The 17,497-nt window shown below is 50.8% G+C and carries 13 protein-coding genes, 1 pseudogene and 1 riboswitch; of the genes and pseudogenes, 9 read left to right on the plus strand and 5 right to left on the minus strand.

The genetic code is table 11. The features are described from left to right. Positions 1-79: 79 nt before the first annotated feature. The gene (locus OGX95_RS17230; protein WP_286630331.1) at positions 80-1,462 is read left to right on the plus strand and encodes an amino acid permease; all 1,383 of its coding nucleotides are present in this window, start codon (positions 80-82) and stop codon (positions 1,460-1,462) included. Positions 1,463-1,499: 37 nt separating this feature from the next. After that, complete coding sequence (folM, locus tag OGX95_RS17235) at positions 1,500-2,222, plus strand: dihydromonapterin reductase (RefSeq protein ID WP_286630332.1); 723 nt, start codon at positions 1,500-1,502, stop codon at positions 2,220-2,222. Here the strand turns inward: folM and OGX95_RS17240 are convergent. After that, positions 2,219-2,554 carry a GlpM family protein gene (locus OGX95_RS17240; protein WP_005121178.1) on the minus strand — a complete coding sequence of 112 codons (336 nt, stop codon included), beginning with the start codon at positions 2,552-2,554 and terminating at the stop codon, positions 2,219-2,221. The two genes, folM and OGX95_RS17240, sit on opposite strands and share 4 nt — an antisense overlap. Positions 2,555-2,680: 126 nt before the next feature. Between OGX95_RS17240 and rstA the strand changes: the two genes are divergently transcribed. After that, positions 2,681-3,415, plus strand: a complete 735-nt coding sequence (rstA, locus tag OGX95_RS17245; RefSeq protein WP_286630333.1) for a two-component system response regulator RstA — start codon at positions 2,681-2,683, stop codon at positions 3,413-3,415. Between the two features lie 234 nt (positions 3,416-3,649). Next, a complete protein-coding gene (locus OGX95_RS17250) occupies positions 3,650-5,005 on the plus strand; it encodes an L-cystine transporter (RefSeq protein WP_286630424.1) in 1,356 nt (451 codons plus the stop codon). A gap of 40 nt (positions 5,006-5,045) precedes the next feature. Here OGX95_RS17250 and OGX95_RS17255 read toward each other — a convergent pair whose 3' ends face one another. Both OGX95_RS17255 and OGX95_RS17260 read right to left on the minus strand, forming a co-directional pair. Beyond that, positions 5,046-6,074, minus strand: a complete 1,029-nt coding sequence (locus OGX95_RS17255; RefSeq protein WP_286630334.1) for a HoxN/HupN/NixA family nickel/cobalt transporter — start codon at positions 6,072-6,074, stop codon at positions 5,046-5,048. 121 nt (positions 6,075-6,195) lie between these two features. Beyond that, positions 6,196-7,037: pseudogene (locus OGX95_RS17260) on the minus strand (aminoglycoside phosphotransferase family protein). A gap of 62 nt (positions 7,038-7,099) precedes the next feature. After that, positions 7,100-7,161: riboswitch (Fluoride riboswitch) on the plus strand. Positions 7,162-7,248: 87 nt separating this feature from the next. Between OGX95_RS17260 and OGX95_RS17265 the strand changes: the two are divergent. The 3 genes from OGX95_RS17265 to tus all read left to right on the plus strand — a co-directional run bounded on the left by OGX95_RS17265 (position 7,249) and on the right by tus (position 11,223). Next, positions 7,249-8,541, plus strand: coding sequence for a voltage-gated chloride channel family protein (locus OGX95_RS17265; RefSeq protein WP_286630425.1), 1,293 nt, complete (start codon positions 7,249-7,251; stop codon positions 8,539-8,541). Between the two features lie 377 nt (positions 8,542-8,918). Beyond that, positions 8,919-10,220 (plus strand): two-component system sensor histidine kinase RstB, encoded by a 1,302-nt coding sequence (gene rstB / locus OGX95_RS17270; RefSeq protein ID WP_286630335.1) that lies wholly within the window; start codon positions 8,919-8,921, stop codon positions 10,218-10,220. A gap of 73 nt (positions 10,221-10,293) precedes the next feature. Then, on the plus strand, positions 10,294-11,223 hold the full coding sequence (tus, locus tag OGX95_RS17275) for a DNA replication terminus site-binding protein (protein WP_286630336.1): 930 nt from the start codon (positions 10,294-10,296) through the stop codon (positions 11,221-11,223). Here tus and fumC read toward each other — a convergent pair. Continuing rightward, on the minus strand, positions 11,220-12,623 hold the full coding sequence (gene fumC, locus OGX95_RS17280; protein ID WP_286630337.1) for a class II fumarate hydratase: 1,404 nt from the start codon (positions 12,621-12,623) through the stop codon (positions 11,220-11,222). The genes tus and fumC overlap by 4 nt on opposite strands. A 141-nt stretch (positions 12,624-12,764) precedes the next feature. After that, a complete protein-coding gene (gene fumB, locus OGX95_RS17285; protein ID WP_286630338.1) occupies positions 12,765-14,411 on the minus strand; it encodes a class I fumarate hydratase in 1,647 nt (548 codons plus the stop codon). Positions 14,412-14,674: 263 nt separating this feature from the next. Between fumB and manA the strand changes: the two genes are divergently transcribed. Beyond that, a complete protein-coding gene (gene manA, locus OGX95_RS17290; protein WP_286630339.1) occupies positions 14,675-15,850 on the plus strand; it encodes a mannose-6-phosphate isomerase in 1,176 nt (391 codons plus the stop codon). Positions 15,851-15,957: 107 nt separating this feature from the next. Continuing rightward, on the plus strand, positions 15,958-17,466 hold the full coding sequence (locus tag OGX95_RS17295; protein ID WP_286630340.1) for a YdgA family protein: 1,509 nt from the start codon (positions 15,958-15,960) through the stop codon (positions 17,464-17,466). Positions 17,467-17,497 lie beyond the last annotated feature (31 nt).

Here is a 17,497-nt window from a genome sequence, read left to right on the forward strand (position 1 = left end):
GCCTTAGTGGCTTTCACCATTTTTATGCGGTTTGCCAAAATAATTATTCTCTCACTCTCGTTTTTGTAACTGGATACAAATGGAAAAGAAATTGGGTCTGAGCGCACTGACAGCGCTGGTTTTAAGCTCAATGCTTGGCGCTGGTGTTTTCAGCCTGCCACAAAATATGGCTGCGGTAGCGAGCCCGGCAGCGTTATTGATTGGCTGGGCGATTACGGGGGCGGGGATCCTGCTGCTCGCGTTTGCCATGCTTATCCTGACACGTATCCGCCCGGAACTGGACGGCGGTATCTTTACCTACGCGCGTGAAGGTTTCGGAGAGCTGATCGGTTTCTGTTCCGCGTGGGGATATTGGCTGTGTGCCGTTATCGCTAACGTTTCCTATCTGGTTATCGTCTTTTCCGCACTTAGCTTCTTTACCGATACACCTGCATTTCGTCTGTTTGGCGACGGGAATACCTGGCAGTCTATTGTTGGAGCATCGGTACTGCTGTGGATCGTGCATTTTCTGGTGTTACGTGGCGTACAGACAGCCGCCAGCATTAATCTGGTGGCGACGCTGGCGAAGCTACTGCCGCTTGGCCTGTTTATCGTTCTGGCATTCATGTTATTTAAGCTTGACACCTTTAGCCTCGACTTTACCGGTGTGAAACTGGGGGTTCCTGTTTGGGAGCAAGTCAAAAACACCATGCTTATCACCCTGTGGGTGTTTATCGGTGTGGAAGGCGCTGTCGTAGTTTCCGCACGGGCGAGGAACAAACGCGATGTCGGACGCGCAACGCTGCTGGCCGTACTTGCCGCGCTTGGCGTATACCTGTTGGTGACCCTGCTTTCTCTTGGCGTGGTCGCACGCCCGGAACTGGCTGAAATCCGCAACCCATCAATGGCTGGTCTGATGGTAAAAATGATGGGGCCGTGGGGCGAAATCATTATCGCCGCGGGTTTAATTGTCTCTGTCTGCGGCGCCTATTTGAGCTGGACGATTATGGCAGCGGAAGTCCCGTTTCTGGCATCCACGCACAAAGCATTCCCGCGTATTTTTGCCCGTCAGAATGCGCAAGGTGCACCATCTGCATCACTGTGGCTGACTAACATCTGCGTACAGGTCTGTCTGGTGCTGATCTGGCTCACAGGTTCTGACTACAATACGCTGCTGACTATTGCCTCAGAGATGATTCTGGTGCCCTATTTCCTCGTCGGCGCATTTTTACTGAAAATAGCGACCCGTCCAATTCATCAGGCTGTGGGTGTCGGTGCATGCATTTATGGCTTATGGTTACTGTACGCGTCAGGTCCGATGCACCTGCTGTTGTCCGTGGTGCTGTATGCTCCGGGGTTGCTGGTTTTCCTTTATGCCCGCAAAACTCACGCGCATGACAACGTATTAAAACGCCAGGAAATGGCTTTGATCGGCCTGCTTCTTGTAGCAGCTGTTCCAGCGACCTGGATGCTGATGGGTTAAATTTTTGACCCATCGTTTGCGACTCATGGAGATCTCGATGGGTAAAAAGCCCGCTTTGCCAATACTTATCACCGGAGGAGGCCGTCGCATCGGTCTCGCCATCGCGTGGCATTTTCTGAATCAAAAGCAGCCGGTGATCGTCAGCTACCGGACACACTACCCGGCGATTGATGGCCTGCAAGAGGCGGGTGCACTGTGTATTCAGGCTGACTTCTCGACCGACGAAGGTGTCCTCGCTTTTGCCAATGAAGTGAAAGCCCGTACAGAAGGGTTACGCGCTATTGTGCATAATGCCAGCGCCTGGGTTGCCGAAAAACCGGGGCTGCCGCTTTCTGACGTGCTGTCCAGTATGATGCAGATCCACGTGAATACCCCTTACCTGCTTAATCACGCGCTGGAAGGACTGCTGCGAGGACATGGGCATGCGGCCAGCGATATTATCCATTTTACTGATTACGTCGTAGAACGCGGCAGCGACAAGCATATTGCGTATGCTGCCAGTAAAGCGGCTCTGGATAATATGACCCGCTCATTCGCCCGCAAACTGGCCCCGGAAGTGAAAGTTAATGCAATCGCCCCCTCGCTAATCCTGTTTAACGAAGGTGACGATGCAGAATATCGCCAGCAGGCGCTGAATAAATCGTTGATGAAAACAGCGCCCGGTGAAAAAGAAGTCATTGATTTAATAGACTACCTGTTTACCAGTTGTTTTGTCACTGGCCGCAGCTTTGCCGTTGACGGTGGTCGCCACCTGCGCTAGTGCAGTTTTATCCAACAAAAGATTAGCAACCACGCGCTCAGGCTCCAGCAAACTACCGAGCCAATGAGCGCGACGGGTAAACGCATAAAACCGGTGAAGTACCACAGTGAAATGAGGTAGACAAAATAGGGAATAATCGACCACATGCTGAATACAATGGTTGTACGTAATGCCTCTATTCCACGCTCACTGGCCACAATATAGTGAGCTATCAGCGCAAAGGTCGGGAACAGTGGAATTAATCCCGCAATATAGTAATTCTTTGTTTTAGCCAGTAAACCAATCAGCACCACTACCAGCGCACCCAGCGCCGCTTTTACTACGAGTCCCATCGTTTTGCCTTAACACATCAATAACATCAGTCCCTAGCATAACGGAAGCGTTCTCGTTTAGAAAAGATTAATGGAAGGAAAAACGATGGCGGTGTATGTTGGCGTTTTATATTCAAAATGAATGATATGAACACCATCGTATTTGTTGAAGATGATCCCGAAGTAGGTTCGCTGATTGCGGCCTATCTGGCCCGGCATGATATTGAGGTTATCGTTGAACCTCGTGGTGATTTGGCCGAAGAGAAAATCCTGCAAGTGCAACCCGACCTGGTGTTGTTAGATATTATGCTTCCAGGTAAAGACGGTATGACTATTTGCCGTGATTTGCGTGGGCGCTGGCAAGGTCCAATTGTCCTGCTGACTTCGCTGGACAGCGACATGAACCATATTCTGGCCCTCGAAATGGGTGCCTGCGACTATATCCTGAAAACCACACCACCGGCAGTACTGCTGGCTCGCCTGCGCCTGCATTTACGCCAAAACGAACATTCAGCCCAGGCTAAAGGGATTCAGACTGCCACCATCACCCCGCACACCACACTGCGTTTTGGCGCACTGACCATTGACCCAACGAATCGGTCTGTGCTGCTCGGCGGTGAACAAGTCGCCCTCTCTACGGCGGATTTTGAGTTACTTTGGGAACTGGCAACCCATGCCGGGCAGATTATGGATCGCGATGCCTTGCTGAAAAACCTGCGCGGCGTAAGTTACGACGGTATGGACCGCAGTGTCGATGTTGCGATCTCCCGGTTGCGCAAAAAACTGCTTGATAACGCGACTGAACCCTATCGAATCAAAACGGTACGCAACAAAGGTTATCTGTTCGCTCCGCATGCCTGGGACGACGAGTCTCGTCAGTAATTTAACCGGGCTGGCTCCCCAACCAGCCATGTTAATCCGTTACATTGTCACAAAAACTGTTTGCAGAATAAGCATAAGGATGCCGCTTGAATCAGTTCCACACTTTTTGTGTGGCTGTGAACGGCCTCCCTCCCTATAATCCCCCCGGTCCTGAAACCATGGGGGTTTTGGGGATAGTTCAGAAAACAACTCTTTCCGGCATTTCAGGTGCTGAATGAGGCAAGAGGCTACAATATGTTCGTTACTCTCGCGTATATCGCGATTTTTTTGGTTTGTTCATGGGCAATTTTCAGAATTCATCAAAAAAGCCATTCCCTTTCTAAAAGCGTCTTTATAGCCATTTTCTTGGGCGCTGTCATTGGCATGTCTCTACATCTGGTTGCCGCCGACAATAGTAAAATAGTCATCGACTGGTATAACATTATTGGCAATGGCTATGTGAACTTGCTGAAATTGGTTGCCGTTCCGCTGATTTTTATCTCGATTCTCTCCGCCATCAATAAACTCGAAAACAACGCAGGTATTGGTAAAATGTCGCTAACCATCGTTGGCTGCATGCTGTGTCTGGTGATGATTGCTGGGTTTATTGGGCTACTCACAGCGCATGTGTTAGGTCTCGATGCCAGTGCATTTAGTCATATGCAATCAACGCTGACAGCGGATGATGTGAGCAAAACCACGGCAATTTCCCTGCCTAAACTGATTACATCGTTAATCCCCACCAATGTTTTTCTCGATTTAACAGGAGCAAGAAGCGTCTCTGTTATTGGTATCGTGATCTTCACTCTTCTGGCCGGTATTGCATTATTAAAAGTTAAACAAGACGCGCCAGAAGACGGGAAGAAATTAAGCGTGGGAATTAATGCCATCCAGATTTGGGTGATGAAAATGGTGCGTATCGTTATTGCTCTCACACCCTACGGCGTGATGGCATTAATGGCCGGTGTATTCTCCGCATATCGGTTGGAACAGTTCGCTAGCCTGTTAGGTTTTATTGCTGCCTGTTATATCGCGATCTTAATGATGTTTATCGTGCATGCGCTGATACTGGTATTCAGCGGCAATAATCCCATTAACTATTTTAAAACCGTCTGGCCAGTATTAACCTTTGCATTTGTGTCACGCAGCAGCGCTGCATCGATCCCGCTGGCTATTTCAGCACAGGAAAAAATGGGGGTACAAAGTACCATAGCCAACATCGCGGCTTCATTTGGCTCCAGCATGGGACAAAATGGTTGCGCCGGGATCTATCCTGCCATCATGGTGGCAATGATTGCGCCGACAATGGGCATTGACCCGCTTTCAATCCACTTTCTCCTCGCCATGTTACCTGCAATTGCGCTGGGGTCTATCGGTGTTGCCGGCGTTGGTGGAGGCGGCACATTTGCCGCGTTGATTGTTCTTTCAACCCTTAATTTCCCGGTGGCGCTGGTGGGGATTTTTATCGCCATTGAACCGATTGTCGATATGGCGCGAACGGCATTAAATGTGAACGGCTCTATGATGTCTGGCGTGGTGGCCAACCGGATGTTGAACAAGCGCATAGTGGGTTCACAATGTGCAAATTCAAATGAGTTAGTAGACCACTAATAAGATCAAAGCCTTCCTTATCACGGAAGGCTTTTTTATGTTAACCGAACGTCAGACCGTCATATTTTTTCCAGCGGTAGTTCAACGCGGAAATAATCCAACAGGCAATAAAGACACCAATAATGGCAAACCCGACGTTGCCCATGTGGTCACTTAAGTTACTGACCGTGTCCCACAACCCGCCCTGTAACGAAAACGCATCAGACAGCAGGCTCAATCCCTCCAGTCCGCCAATAAACAGCGCCACAATCACTGAGGTTCCGGTAATGGTCATATTGTAATACAGCTTACGTTGTGGCTTATTGAATGCCCAACCGTAGGCCTCAACCATCAGAATACTGTCGAGACAATCAATCAGCGCCATACCGCAGGTAAACAGCGCAGGGAATACTAAAATGGACCAGACAGACATCCCGTTGGAGGCGCTTGAAGCCGATATGCCCAATAACGAGATTTCAGTCGCGGTGTCAAAGCCCAGGCCAAATAAGAAACCAACAAAATACATGTGCCAGTCTTTCCCAACCAACCTGAAGGCTGAGCGGAATAGCCAACTCAGCGGACCTGAAACCGTGACATCTTCCGTGGAGAGATCATAAATACCGGTACGTTTCAGATGGCGGAACGCCTTCCAGACCTGACAGAAAATAATGAGGTTGATGGTAGCCAGAATCAGCAGAAATGCGGCAGAAACGGAGGTTCCGATAATTCCACCAATATTCTGAAACCATATCATATGCTGCTTAAACGCGCTGGTGGTCAGAGCAATACCAATGCTTGCCAGCACGACGATGGTAGAGTGCCCCAGAGAAAACCATGCCCCCGTCGTCAGTGCACGTTTGTTTTGCTGCATGAGCTTTCGCGTCGCACTATCTATGGCAGCAATATGATCGGCATCGACTGCATGACGCAAACCATAGCACCACGCGATCAGGCTCAGCGCCAGAAGTGACGTATTATGACTAAACGCGGCGAATGCCCAAAACCAGGCGACGATGTTTGCTCCGATGAGAAAAACCACCAGCAATATGAGGTTTGGCCGTTTTTTTATTAATGAAAACCACGAAGTCATTATTTCCGGCCCACTCGTTTTGTAATAAACAACACAACATCACCGCCGTTCACTGATAGATTAATAAAACGTTTACCAGCCTAATGATAACGTTTAAGAATTACCAGCCCCGTGTCTTAGATCAACATTGCCTGCTCTCTTCGTCCAGTTCAGCAATCGCTAACTCCGCGACACGCAAGGTTATCGCCGCATTTTCCCCATCCTCCAGAAACCATGCAGAAGATAAACCGCACCATGCAGCTATCCACATCAGCAGCCGCTGTCGTTCAATCCCGGCTATCTCAGAGACAAGTTGCACGCGTTGCTTAAAAATATTTGGGTCTGTCGCGATAGCAACACGGGGATCGGCAAGGTCAGGATTCGTGAATATATTGGCATAATCAAACCCTCGCTCACCCAGTAGCCCCTTGGGATCAATTGCCAGCCATCCTGCCGGACCAAAATCGAGGACATTGCCGTGGTGTAAGTCACCATGCAATACGACGTCATCCTGAGGAGAAGAGAACAATTGGTTTGCGATCTCTGCGCAGCGCCTCATGACTCCACCATAAATTTTCGCCGCAGGGGCAAGATTGCGAAACCAGTGCCGCAGCGGCGTTAATACCGGTGTAGACGCATTTGCAGGCCGATGGAGCTGTCGGCGGTATTGCAAAGAATGCGGCATGCCAGCCCATCCTCCCCCGTTCTGGACATCGCGGATAACGAATCCGCTCCTGTGGCGCGTACCAGCAAGGTCGCGCCATTATCATGAGCCATCACTTGCGCCGCACCGCTGCCATTCCACCACACCATAAGCTCACCACCAGTACGCTCATTTTCATCATCAGTAAGCTTAAGCATGGCTTTCCGGCCCTCTTTAATTGTGGCAACAGGTAATAGCGTTGATGTTCGCGTCATAACCGGATTGCCGTCAGGAATAAGCGCCCATTGGCGAAGCCAGGTTTGAAACATGCATTTTTCCAATGTATTCCCTCATGCTAGCCAGGAGGCTGCGCTCTTTTGCTGAATCGATTCTTGTAGTAATATAGCACACAGGGGATGGCATTCCCCCTTGAACCGCCATGTGGCTAATGATGCCTGCTTTATATTCCCGGACCGGGAAGAAGCAGGTGTACGTATTTTTAGCCATGCTGCGCTGTGTGTCCGGGATGATAATTCATCAGAGGATGCGTCAATGCGCTCAAATCACTTTCTGCTCAATAATTCAATAACTGCACTCGGGCAATGGCTTGCCCTTGCTTTTCTCATCGCCGTACTAACCGGTACAGCTTCTGCATTATTCCTGTTTTCTCTTGACTGGGCCACCACGACCCGAGTCAACCACCATTGGCTTATCTGGTTACTTCCTGTCGCCGGTTTCATTGTAGGATGGATTTATCTGTTGTACGGAAGCGCCGTTGAAGGTGGCAATAACCTCGTTCTTGATGAAATCCACCATCCTCACAGCATCATCCGCCTACGCATGGCGCCGCTGGTATTTATCAGCACCGTGATTTCTCATCTGTTTGGTGCCTCTGTCGGGCGTGAAGGAACGGCAGTACAAATGGGTGCATCCATCGCCGATCAGTTTACGCGTCTTTTTAGACTGACACCTGACTCCCGGCGTCTTGTTCTGATGGCGGGCATCAGCGCGGGGTTTTCATCCGTATTTGGCACCCCGCTGGCAGGTGCAGTCTTTGGCCTTGAGGTGCTGGCGATCGGCCGCATGAATTACAATGCGCTTATTCCCTGTATTTTTGCGGCTATCATCGCCGATCAGACAGGTTTGTTGTGGGGTGTGAAGCATACACATTACGTCATCTCTCAGGTCCCTGATTTCTCCGCATGGACACTGATTGCCGTTATTATCGCCGGTTGCTGCTTTGGTTTTACCGCGCGGGTCTTCGCTAACCTCACGCATACTATCGGTAGCATTATGCAACGAACCTTTCGTTACGCACCGCTCAGGCCGTTCATTGGGGGACTTGTCGTGGCCGTCGCGGTGTATTTTTTAGCTGCAGATCGCTATATCGGCCTCGGCATTCCGGTGATCGTGGATGCTTTCCAGCAACAGCTGGCCCCCTGGGATTTTCTGGGCAAACTGGTATTTACCGCGGTCTCACTGGGCACAGGTTTTAAAGGAGGGGAAGTCACCCCGCTTTTTTATATTGGGGCCACCCTGGGCAATGCACTTGCACCATTACTGCATTTACCCGTCAGTTTCCTTGCGGGTATGGGGTTTGTCGCTGTCTTTGCCGGGGCCGCAAATACACCTGTCGCTTCAACACTGATGGCCATTGAGTTATTTGGATCAGAAACGGGAATTTATGCCGCACTGGCCTGCGCGGTTGCCTGGCTGATATCTGGCTATACCAGTATTTATCGTTCTCAGCGTGTTGCCTGCCCGAAACACGGTTTTGTCCCGGAGAACATTAAACTGGCGGATATACCGGCTTTCCTCGCGGCAAATACCCGCAAACAGGATTAAATCATTTGGATAGATAAAGAATTCTAAATACACCCGTTTATATAAATGGTTTATCTTTTGAACCGGCGCAGGATATCGCTATTTTTTCGGCGGGTAGTGTTGTTGTATAAATCGAAATTTTCCCCTGGTGTAGGCTCAGGTAAGCTATTGAGTGACTGGTCTGCGTAGAGTTATACCCATTAAATGACGCTCCTGTATAGTCGCCTGGTAGCTCATAAGAATGCAGAAATGGTTTATACCGTGTAATCTGCCAGGATAAGTGCGTTGATGGTGGTCGGATTGATATTCACCCTGTGCGCCAGTGGATACGGGATACCGTCCACCTGCTCCGGGGGCAACTGCACATTAGCTAACCTATTAAGTGTTCGGTGGTTTGTATGAAAAAGCTGTTTGTGCAGTTTTATCTCTTGTTGTTTGTCTGTTTTCTGGTGATGACCCTGCTGGTTGGCCTGGTGTACAAATTCACCGCAGAACGTGCGGGCAGACAGTCGCTCGACGATTTGATGAAAAGCTCGTTGTATCTGATGCGCAGCGAATTACGCGAAATCCCACCGCGTGACTGGGGGAAAACCCTGAAAGAGATGGATTTAAACCTGTCTTTTGATCTTCGCGTAGAACCGTTGAATAAATACCATCTGGATGCTCCCACCATGCAGCGCTTACGGGAAGGTGATATCGTTGCGCTCGACGATCAGTACACCTTTATTCAACGAATTCCGCGAAGCCACTATGTACTGGCTGTCGGCCCGGTACCTTATCTCTATTTCCTGCACCAGATGCGCTTGCTGGACGTCGCACTGATGGCCTTCATTGCTATTTCATTGGCCTTCCCTGTGCTGATCTGGATGCGCCCACACTGGCAAGAGATGCTCAGACTGGAGGCCGCTGCGCAGCGTTTTGGTGAAGGACATCTTAATGAGCGGTTGCACTTCGACAGTGGCTCAAGCTTTGAACGTCTGGGCGTGGCGTTTAACCAAATGGCAGACAATATCAATGCCCTGATTGCCAGTAAAAAACAGCTGATTGACGGTATTGCCCATGAGCTTCGCACACCGCTGGTGCGGTTGCGTTACCGCCTGGAGATGAGCGATAACCTCACCGCTCAGGAATCGCAGGCGCTAAACCGCGATATTGGTCAACTGGAAGCGTTAATTGAAGAATTGCTCACCTATGCTCGTCTGGATCGGCCGCAAAATGAGCTAAAACTCAGTGTTCCGGACCTGCCCGTGTGGCTAACAACCCATCTGGAAGATGTACAAAGCGTCAACCCTGATCGTGCGGTACGCCTGCGCCATCTTCAGAGCGGAGACTACGGCGCACTGGATATGCGTTTGATGGAGCGTGTGCTGGATAATTTGTTAAACAACGCTCTGCGTTACTGCCAGTCTACTGTTCAAGCCAGCCTGCAACTCAATGGGAGTCAGGCAACGCTGACCGTCGAAGATGATGGACCCGGCATCGCGCCCGCTGCGCGCGAGCAAATTTTTGAACCGTTTGTACGTCTGGACCCCAGCCGTGACCGGGCGACAGGTGGCTGCGGACTTGGCCTCGCCATCGTCCACTCTATCGCTCTGGCTATGGGCGGTACGGTGGTCTGTGATGAAAGTGAACTGGGTGGTGCCCGCTTCTCCTTCAGTTGGCCTGTCTGGCATAACATACCTGAATTTTCAGCTGCCTGACCTGCACTGCTCGGTGGTCAGGCTGAGTGTCTTGTGTTATAAAAAAGTATGTTGTAACTAAAATGGTAAACCTATGGCTCGTTACGATCTCGTCGAACGCTTAAACGGAACCTTTCGCCAGATGGAACAAGAACTGGCACACCTCACCGGGCAATTGCAACAGCAGACACTACTGATTGCTCGTGTGTTCTCTTTGCCGGAAGTGGTGAAAGAGGCAGAACACGCGCCACTGGAAACCATCGACGTTAAACAGCACCTGGGTAAAGAGGCGGAAACCCTGGCACTGCGCCACTATCGCCACTTGTTTATTCAACAGCAGTCCGAGAATCGCAGTAGCAAAGCGGCTGTCCGCCTGCCGGGGGTACTCTGCTATCAGGTGGATACCGGCACACAAGTCGTGCTGGAAGAGCAAATACAACGTATTAATCAGCTTAAAACTACCTTTGAGCGTATTGTCACCGTAGATTCTGGTCTGCCATCGGCCGCGCGTTTTGAATGGGTGCACCGCCACTTACCGGGGCTGATTACGTTGAACGCCTATCGTACGCTAACGGTCGTCAGAGAACCGGCTACCCTGCGATTTGGCTGGGCTAACAAGCACATTATTAAGAACCTGACGCGTGATGAGGTACTGCAACAACTGGAAAAGAGCCTGACATCACCCCGCAGCGTGCATCCGTGGACCCGCGAAGAGTGGCAGGCCAGGCTTGAGCGCGAATACCAGGACATCGCTGCCCTGCCACAACAGGCAAAATTGAAGATCAAACGCCCGGTCAAAGTACAACCCATCGCCCGTGTCTGGTACAAAGGGCAACAAAAACAGGTGCAATATGCCTGCCCGACGCCATTAATTGCACTAATAAATAACGAAAACAGCATGACGGTACCGGATATCGGAGGATTACTGAACTACGATGCTGACAATGTTCAGCACCGTTTTAAACCTCAGGCGCAACCGTTAAGACTGATTATCCCACGGCTGCACCTGTATGTAGCAGATTAACGATCCGGACGCAGGCTACCGACCATCAGTTCTGGGCGGACCCAGCTGTCGAATTCGGCCTCGGTTAAATATCCCAACGCCAGGGCTGACGCTTTTAAGGTCAGTCCTTCTTTATGCGCTTTTTTAGCAATCTCAGCCGCTTTATCGTAGCCAATATGGGTGTTTAGCGCGGTTACCAGCATCAGTGACTCGTTGAGCAACTGATCAATGCGTTCACGATTGGGCTCGATCCCTGTCGCACAGTGCTCATTGAAGCTTTCCATACCATCAGCCAACAGGCGAACCGATTGCAGGAAGTTGTGGATAACCATCGGGCGATAGACGTTCAGTTCAAAATTCCCTGACGCCCCGCCGATATTAACGGCAACATCGTTACCCATGACCTGACAGCACAGCATAGTCAGGGCTTCACATTGTGTCGGGTTGACCTTACCCGGCATGATGGAACTGCCCGGTTCATTTTCAGGAATAGAAATTTCGCCAATGCCGCAGCGCGGACCGGATGCCAGCCAGCGTACATCATTGGCGATTTTCATCAGCGATGCTGCCAGGCCTTTGAGCGCACCGTGGGCATGTACCAGTGCATCACAGCTGGCTAGGGCTTCGAATTTATTCGGGGCGGTGACAAAAGGTGCAGAGGTCAACATAGCCAGTTCATCCGCAACCCGCTCGGCATATTCCGGGTGGGTGTTCAGCCCGGTCCCTACCGCCGTACCGCCCAACGCCAGTTCAGCAACGTGCGGCAGACTATACTCGATATGCTTCAGGTTATGTTCCAGCATTGCCACCCAGCCTGAGATCTCCTGGCCCAGCGTCAGTGGCGTCGCATCCTGTAAGTGGGTTCTGCCGATTTTGACAATGTCGGCGAAGGCATGCGATTTTTCACGTAACGTGGTGGTCAACACATTCAACTGAGGGATCAGATGCTCACGCAAAGACAACAGCGCGGCAACATGCATTGCCGTGGGAAAAACATCATTTGAACTTTGGCTTTTGTTGACGTCATCGTTCGGATGTATTTTTCGTTCCATCCCCCGCGCGCCGCCCAACAATTCGCTGGCCCGGTTTGCCAGTACCTCATTCATATTCATATTGCTTTGCGTACCGGAGCCGGTCTGCCAGATAGCCAGCGGAAACTCATCACGATGTTTGTCTGCCAGCACCTCGTCTGCAGCCTGCATGATGGCAGCGGCTTTCTCCGCAGCCAGCAATCCCAGATCCTGGTTAACCTTCGCAGTGGCCCGCTTAGTCAGCGCCAGCGCGTGGATTAGCGAGACCGGCATTTTCTCTGTTGATATGCGAAAATGCTCCAGCGATCGTTGAGTTTGCGCGCCCCAGAGTTTATCGGCCGGAACATCGATCGCACCCATTGAATCATTCTCGCGGCGTACCGTTACCATTACCTGCTCCTTATATTAACGATTGATTAGGTTATGTTTCGACATTGCCCACTTGCATTGGTCTTATGAGTATTAACGAGGAAAAAACTGTCGTTTGGTGGTTCGTGCGGTAAAAAAAACCGCCCCGTAGGGCGGTTGACGTTACTTAACGCAGCGTGCGCACTGCGACGTCTGAATTTGCTGGAAGAAATCGTTGCCTTTGTCATCCACCAGGATAAACGCCGGGAAATCTTCCACTTCAATTTTCCAGATGGCTTCCATCCCCAGTTCGGGATATTCCACGCACTCCAGACTCTTGATACTGCCCTGGGCCAGCACAGCTGCTGGACCACCAATGCTGCCTAAGTAGAAACCACCATGCTTATGGCAAGCATCAGTAACCTGCTGGCTGCGGTTTCCTTTTGCCAGCATGATCATACTCCCGCCCGCGGCCTGAAGCTGATCAACATAGGAATCCATGCGACCGGCGGTGGTAGGGCCAAGCGAGCCAGAGGCATAACCTTCCGGCGTTTTTGCCGGTCCGGCGTAATAGATTGGGTGATCTTTAACATACTGCGGCAAACTTTCGCCGTTATCCAGACGTTCTTTTAGTTTCGCATGCGCTATGTCACGTCCAACGATGATCGTACCATTCAGCGACAAGCGGGTAGAAACCGGATACTGCGACAACTGTGCCAGGATATCTTTCATCGGACGGTTCAGGTCGACACGCACGGCTTCGCCTTCTCCAGCCTGACGCAGTTCTTCCGGGATATATTTGCCAGGATTGTGCTCGAGCTTCTCAATCCAGATCCCTTCACGGTTGATCCTGGCTTTAATATTACGATCCGCTGAACAGGAAACGCCCATGCCAACCGGGCACGACGCGCCGTGACGTGGCAAGCGGATCACACGGATATCGTGTGCGAAGTATTTCCCACCAAACTGAGCGCCTAAACCAAGGTTCTGCGCTTCAATCAGCAGTTCTTTTTCCAGTTCAACATCGCGGAATGCCTGACCATGCTCGTTACCTTCGGTCGGCAGTTCATCGTAGTATTTCGCCGACGCCAGTTTCACCGTTTTCAGCGTGGCTTCTGCGGACGTTCCGCCAATCACAAACGCAATGTGGTACGGCGGGCAAGCTGCTGTTCCCAGCGTACGCATCTTCTCCACCAGGTAATTTTTTAATTTGCCTGGTGTAAGCAGTGCTTTGGTTTCCTGGTACAGATAGGTTTTGTTCGCCGAACCACCGCCCTTGGCAATACACAGGAATTTGTATTCATCGCCATCGACGGTATACAAGTCAATCTGTGCTGGCAGATTGGTACCGGTGTTCACCTCTTTGTACATATCCAGCGCGGCGTTTTGTGAATAGCGCAGGTTATCTTCGATGTAGGTGTTATAAACCCCACGCGCCAGCGCCGCTTCGTCACCGCCGCCGGTCCAGACACGCTGTCCTTTTTTACCCACGATAATCGCTGTGCCGGTGTCCTGACATGTCGGCAGAATGCCCTTTGCCGCGATATCAGAGTTACGCAGGAATTGCAGGGCGACATATTTATCGTTTTCGCTGGCATCCGGATCACGCAGAATGTCCGCAACCTGCTGCTGATGCGCAGGACGCAACATAAACGATGCGTCATGAAACGCCTGGCGAGCCAACAAAGTTAAGGCCTCAGGCGCAACTTTGACAATCTCCTGACCTTCAAATTCGGCAATAGAGACATGGTCGCTGGTCAGCAGATAGTATTCGGTATCATCCTTTTTGAGGGGAAAAGGATGCTGATAATGAAAGGGTTTGTTTGACATTGTGCTCTCACTTACTGCTCGGTCTGGTTATTCTCTGGGCAGATGTTCCATTGCCCTGCTTCCCTGCCGCAGATCGGGTTGTAGAAGGTATGGCTTTCTGCAACCGGAATTACTCAGGGTATTAAAAGCGAGTCACCATATCCTACACAATTTTTTAACAAAAACTGAGACTAGTACGACTTTTTGCACGTGCAGGTTACTTCGTCCGGGGTTTCTTGGTTTAATAGCCAGAGATTTTTCAACATTGAAACAGGGCATTGATAATGCAAAAACTCATCAACTCAGTGCAACACTACGCCTGGGGAAGTAAAACTGCGTTAACGGAACTTTATGGCATTGCCAACCCCACCCAGCAGCCAATGGCCGAGCTGTGGATGGGGGCTCATCCGAAAAGCAGCTCTCAGGTTCAAGGGCCCGATGGCCACCCCGTTGCTCTGCGCGATGTTATCGAGCACGATAAATCCGCACTGTTAGGCGATGCCGTAGCAAAACGCTTTGGCGAACTGCCCTTCCTGTTTAAAGTGCTCTGCGCCGCTCAACCACTTTCTATTCAGGTCCATCCGAACAAACACAACTCTGAGATAGGATTCGCCAAAGAAAACGCAGCCGGGATCCCGATGGATGCCGCTGAGCGTAACTACAAAGATCCGAACCACAAGCCAGAGCTGGTTTTTGCCCTGACGCCATTCCTGGCGATGAATGCGTTTCGCGAGTTCTCTGACATCGTTGCGTTGTTACAACCGGTTGCAGGCGCGCATCCTGCCATTGCTCACTTTTTGCAGGAACCCGGTGCCGAGCGCCTGAGCTACCTTTTCGCCAGCCTGTTAAATATGCAGGACCAGGAAAAAACGCATGCACTGGCAATACTGAAATCAGCCCTTAACAGCCAGCAAGGCGAACCGTGGCAGACTATTCGCCTTATCGCTGATGTCTACCCGAACGACAGCGGTCTTTTCTCCCCACTGCTGCTGAATGTAGTGAAGCTAAATCCTGGCGAAGCGATGTTCCTGTTCGCCGAAACGCCGCACGCCTATCTGCAAGGTGTGGCACTTGAGGTCATGGCAAACTCTGATAACGTGCTGCGTGCAGGGCTGACACCGAAATATATTGATATTCCGGAGTTGGTGGCCAACGTTAAATTTGTCGCAAAACCGGCGAACCAACTGTTGACCACTCCGGTCAAAACCGGTGGTGAACTCGACTTCCCGATCCCGGTTGATGATTTCGCCTTCTCTCTGCACGAACTTTCTGCCGGGGAAGCCGTAATTAGCCAGCACAGCGCGGCGATTTTGTTCTGCATAGAAGGTGAAGCGCTACTGAGCAAAGGCGATCAACGGCTGGTACTAAAACCGGGTGAATCCGCATTTATTAGTGCGAATGAATCGCCAATAAGCGTCAGCGGTGTCGGCCGTTTAGCCCGTGTTTACAACAAGCTCTAGCAAGATACTGATATTTTTAACAACTCTTGCTAAGCTAGTAGAGAGTTAAAAACATGTCACTCCTCCAGGCGTCTTCAAACGCCTGGTTTTATTTTATGGATATCGAAATGAAAAAATCGCTGGTAGCTGCGGGTGTGGTGGTTGCGCTGGGTATCGTCTGGACGGGCGGCGCATGGTACACCGGAAAGAAACTGGAAACGCATCTCGCTGAGATGGTGACGCAGGCAAATGATCAGATCAAACGCTACTCACCTGAGGCGGGAATTGAACTGAGTTATCAAAACTACCAGCGCGGCGTGTTCAGTAGCCAACTGCAACTGGTAGTGAAACCTATCGCCGGGCAGGAAAACGCATGGCTGAAAGCAGGCCAAACGATCGTTCTGGATGAAACGGTGGATCACGGACCTTTCCCGTTAACCCAGCTTAAGTCATTGAACCTTATTCCTGCTATGGCTTCGGTGAGAACAATACTGGTGAATAATGATGTCACTAAGCCCTTGTTTGATATAGCCAAAGGCGAGTCTCCTTTCGTCATCAACTCCCGTATTAGCTATAGTGGTGACACCCGTTCAGATCTCTCCCTCAAACCGTTGAACTACGAAAAAGGCGACGAAAAAGTGACCTTTAGCGGTGGGGAATTCCAGTTCACCGCAGATAAAGACGGTAACGCGGTTTCCCTGACGGGCGCTGCGCAAAACGGTCAGGTTAATGCAGTCAACGAATACGACCAGAAGGTGCAAATTACCTTTAATAACCTGACAACCGAAGGGTCGAGCAGCGTCGCCAGTTTTGGTGAACGCATCGGCGACCAGAAGCTGTCTCTCGATAAACTGTCAATATCGGTCGAAGGCAATGAACTGGCCGTGCTGGAAGGCATGGGAATTGATGGTAAATCCGATCTGATTAACGATGGAAAAACCGTGAACAGTCAGCTGGATTACACCCTGAACAGCCTTAAATTACAGGGTCAGGATTTGGGTAGCGGTAAGCTGACGCTGAAAGTGGGTCAGATTGACGGTGAAGCCCTGCATCAGTTCAGCCAGCAGTACAGTGCCCAAACCAAGGCGTTGATGTCGCAGATTGATGTCGTCCAAAACCCAGAGCTGTATCAGCAGAAAGTCACGGAAGCGTTCTTTAATGCGCTGCCCATTCTGATGAAGGGTGAACCCGTCATCACCCTTGCGCCGTTAAGCTGGAAAAATGCGAAAGGCGAAACAACGTTTAACCTGTCACTGCTGCTCAAAGATCCAACCGCGACCAAAGAAGAGCCACAAACGCTGGCTCAGGAAGTGGATCGCTCTGTCAAATCACTGGACGCGAAGCTGGCTATTCCTGTGGATATGGCGACTGAGTTCATGACACAGATAGCCAAAATTGAAGGCTATCAGCAGGAGCAAGCCGCGGGTCTGGCTAAACAGCAGGTCAATGGTCTGGCTGCGATGGGGCAAATGTTCCGCATTACCACGATGCAGGACAACACCATCGGCTCCAGCCTGCAGTACACCAATGGCCAGGTAACGCTCAACGGGCAGAAGATGCCGCTGGATGAGTTTGTTGGTATGTTCGGCATGCCGACCCTTGGCGAACCGGATGCGCCGGCAGTTCCACAACAGTAATTCTTCTCTGAACCAAGCCCGATAATACCGC

Origin of the sequence: Citrobacter sp. Cu233 (assembly GCF_030332225.1) — a bacterium.
In the GTDB taxonomy this organism is placed as follows: Bacteria; Pseudomonadota; Gammaproteobacteria; order Enterobacterales; family Enterobacteriaceae; genus Citrobacter.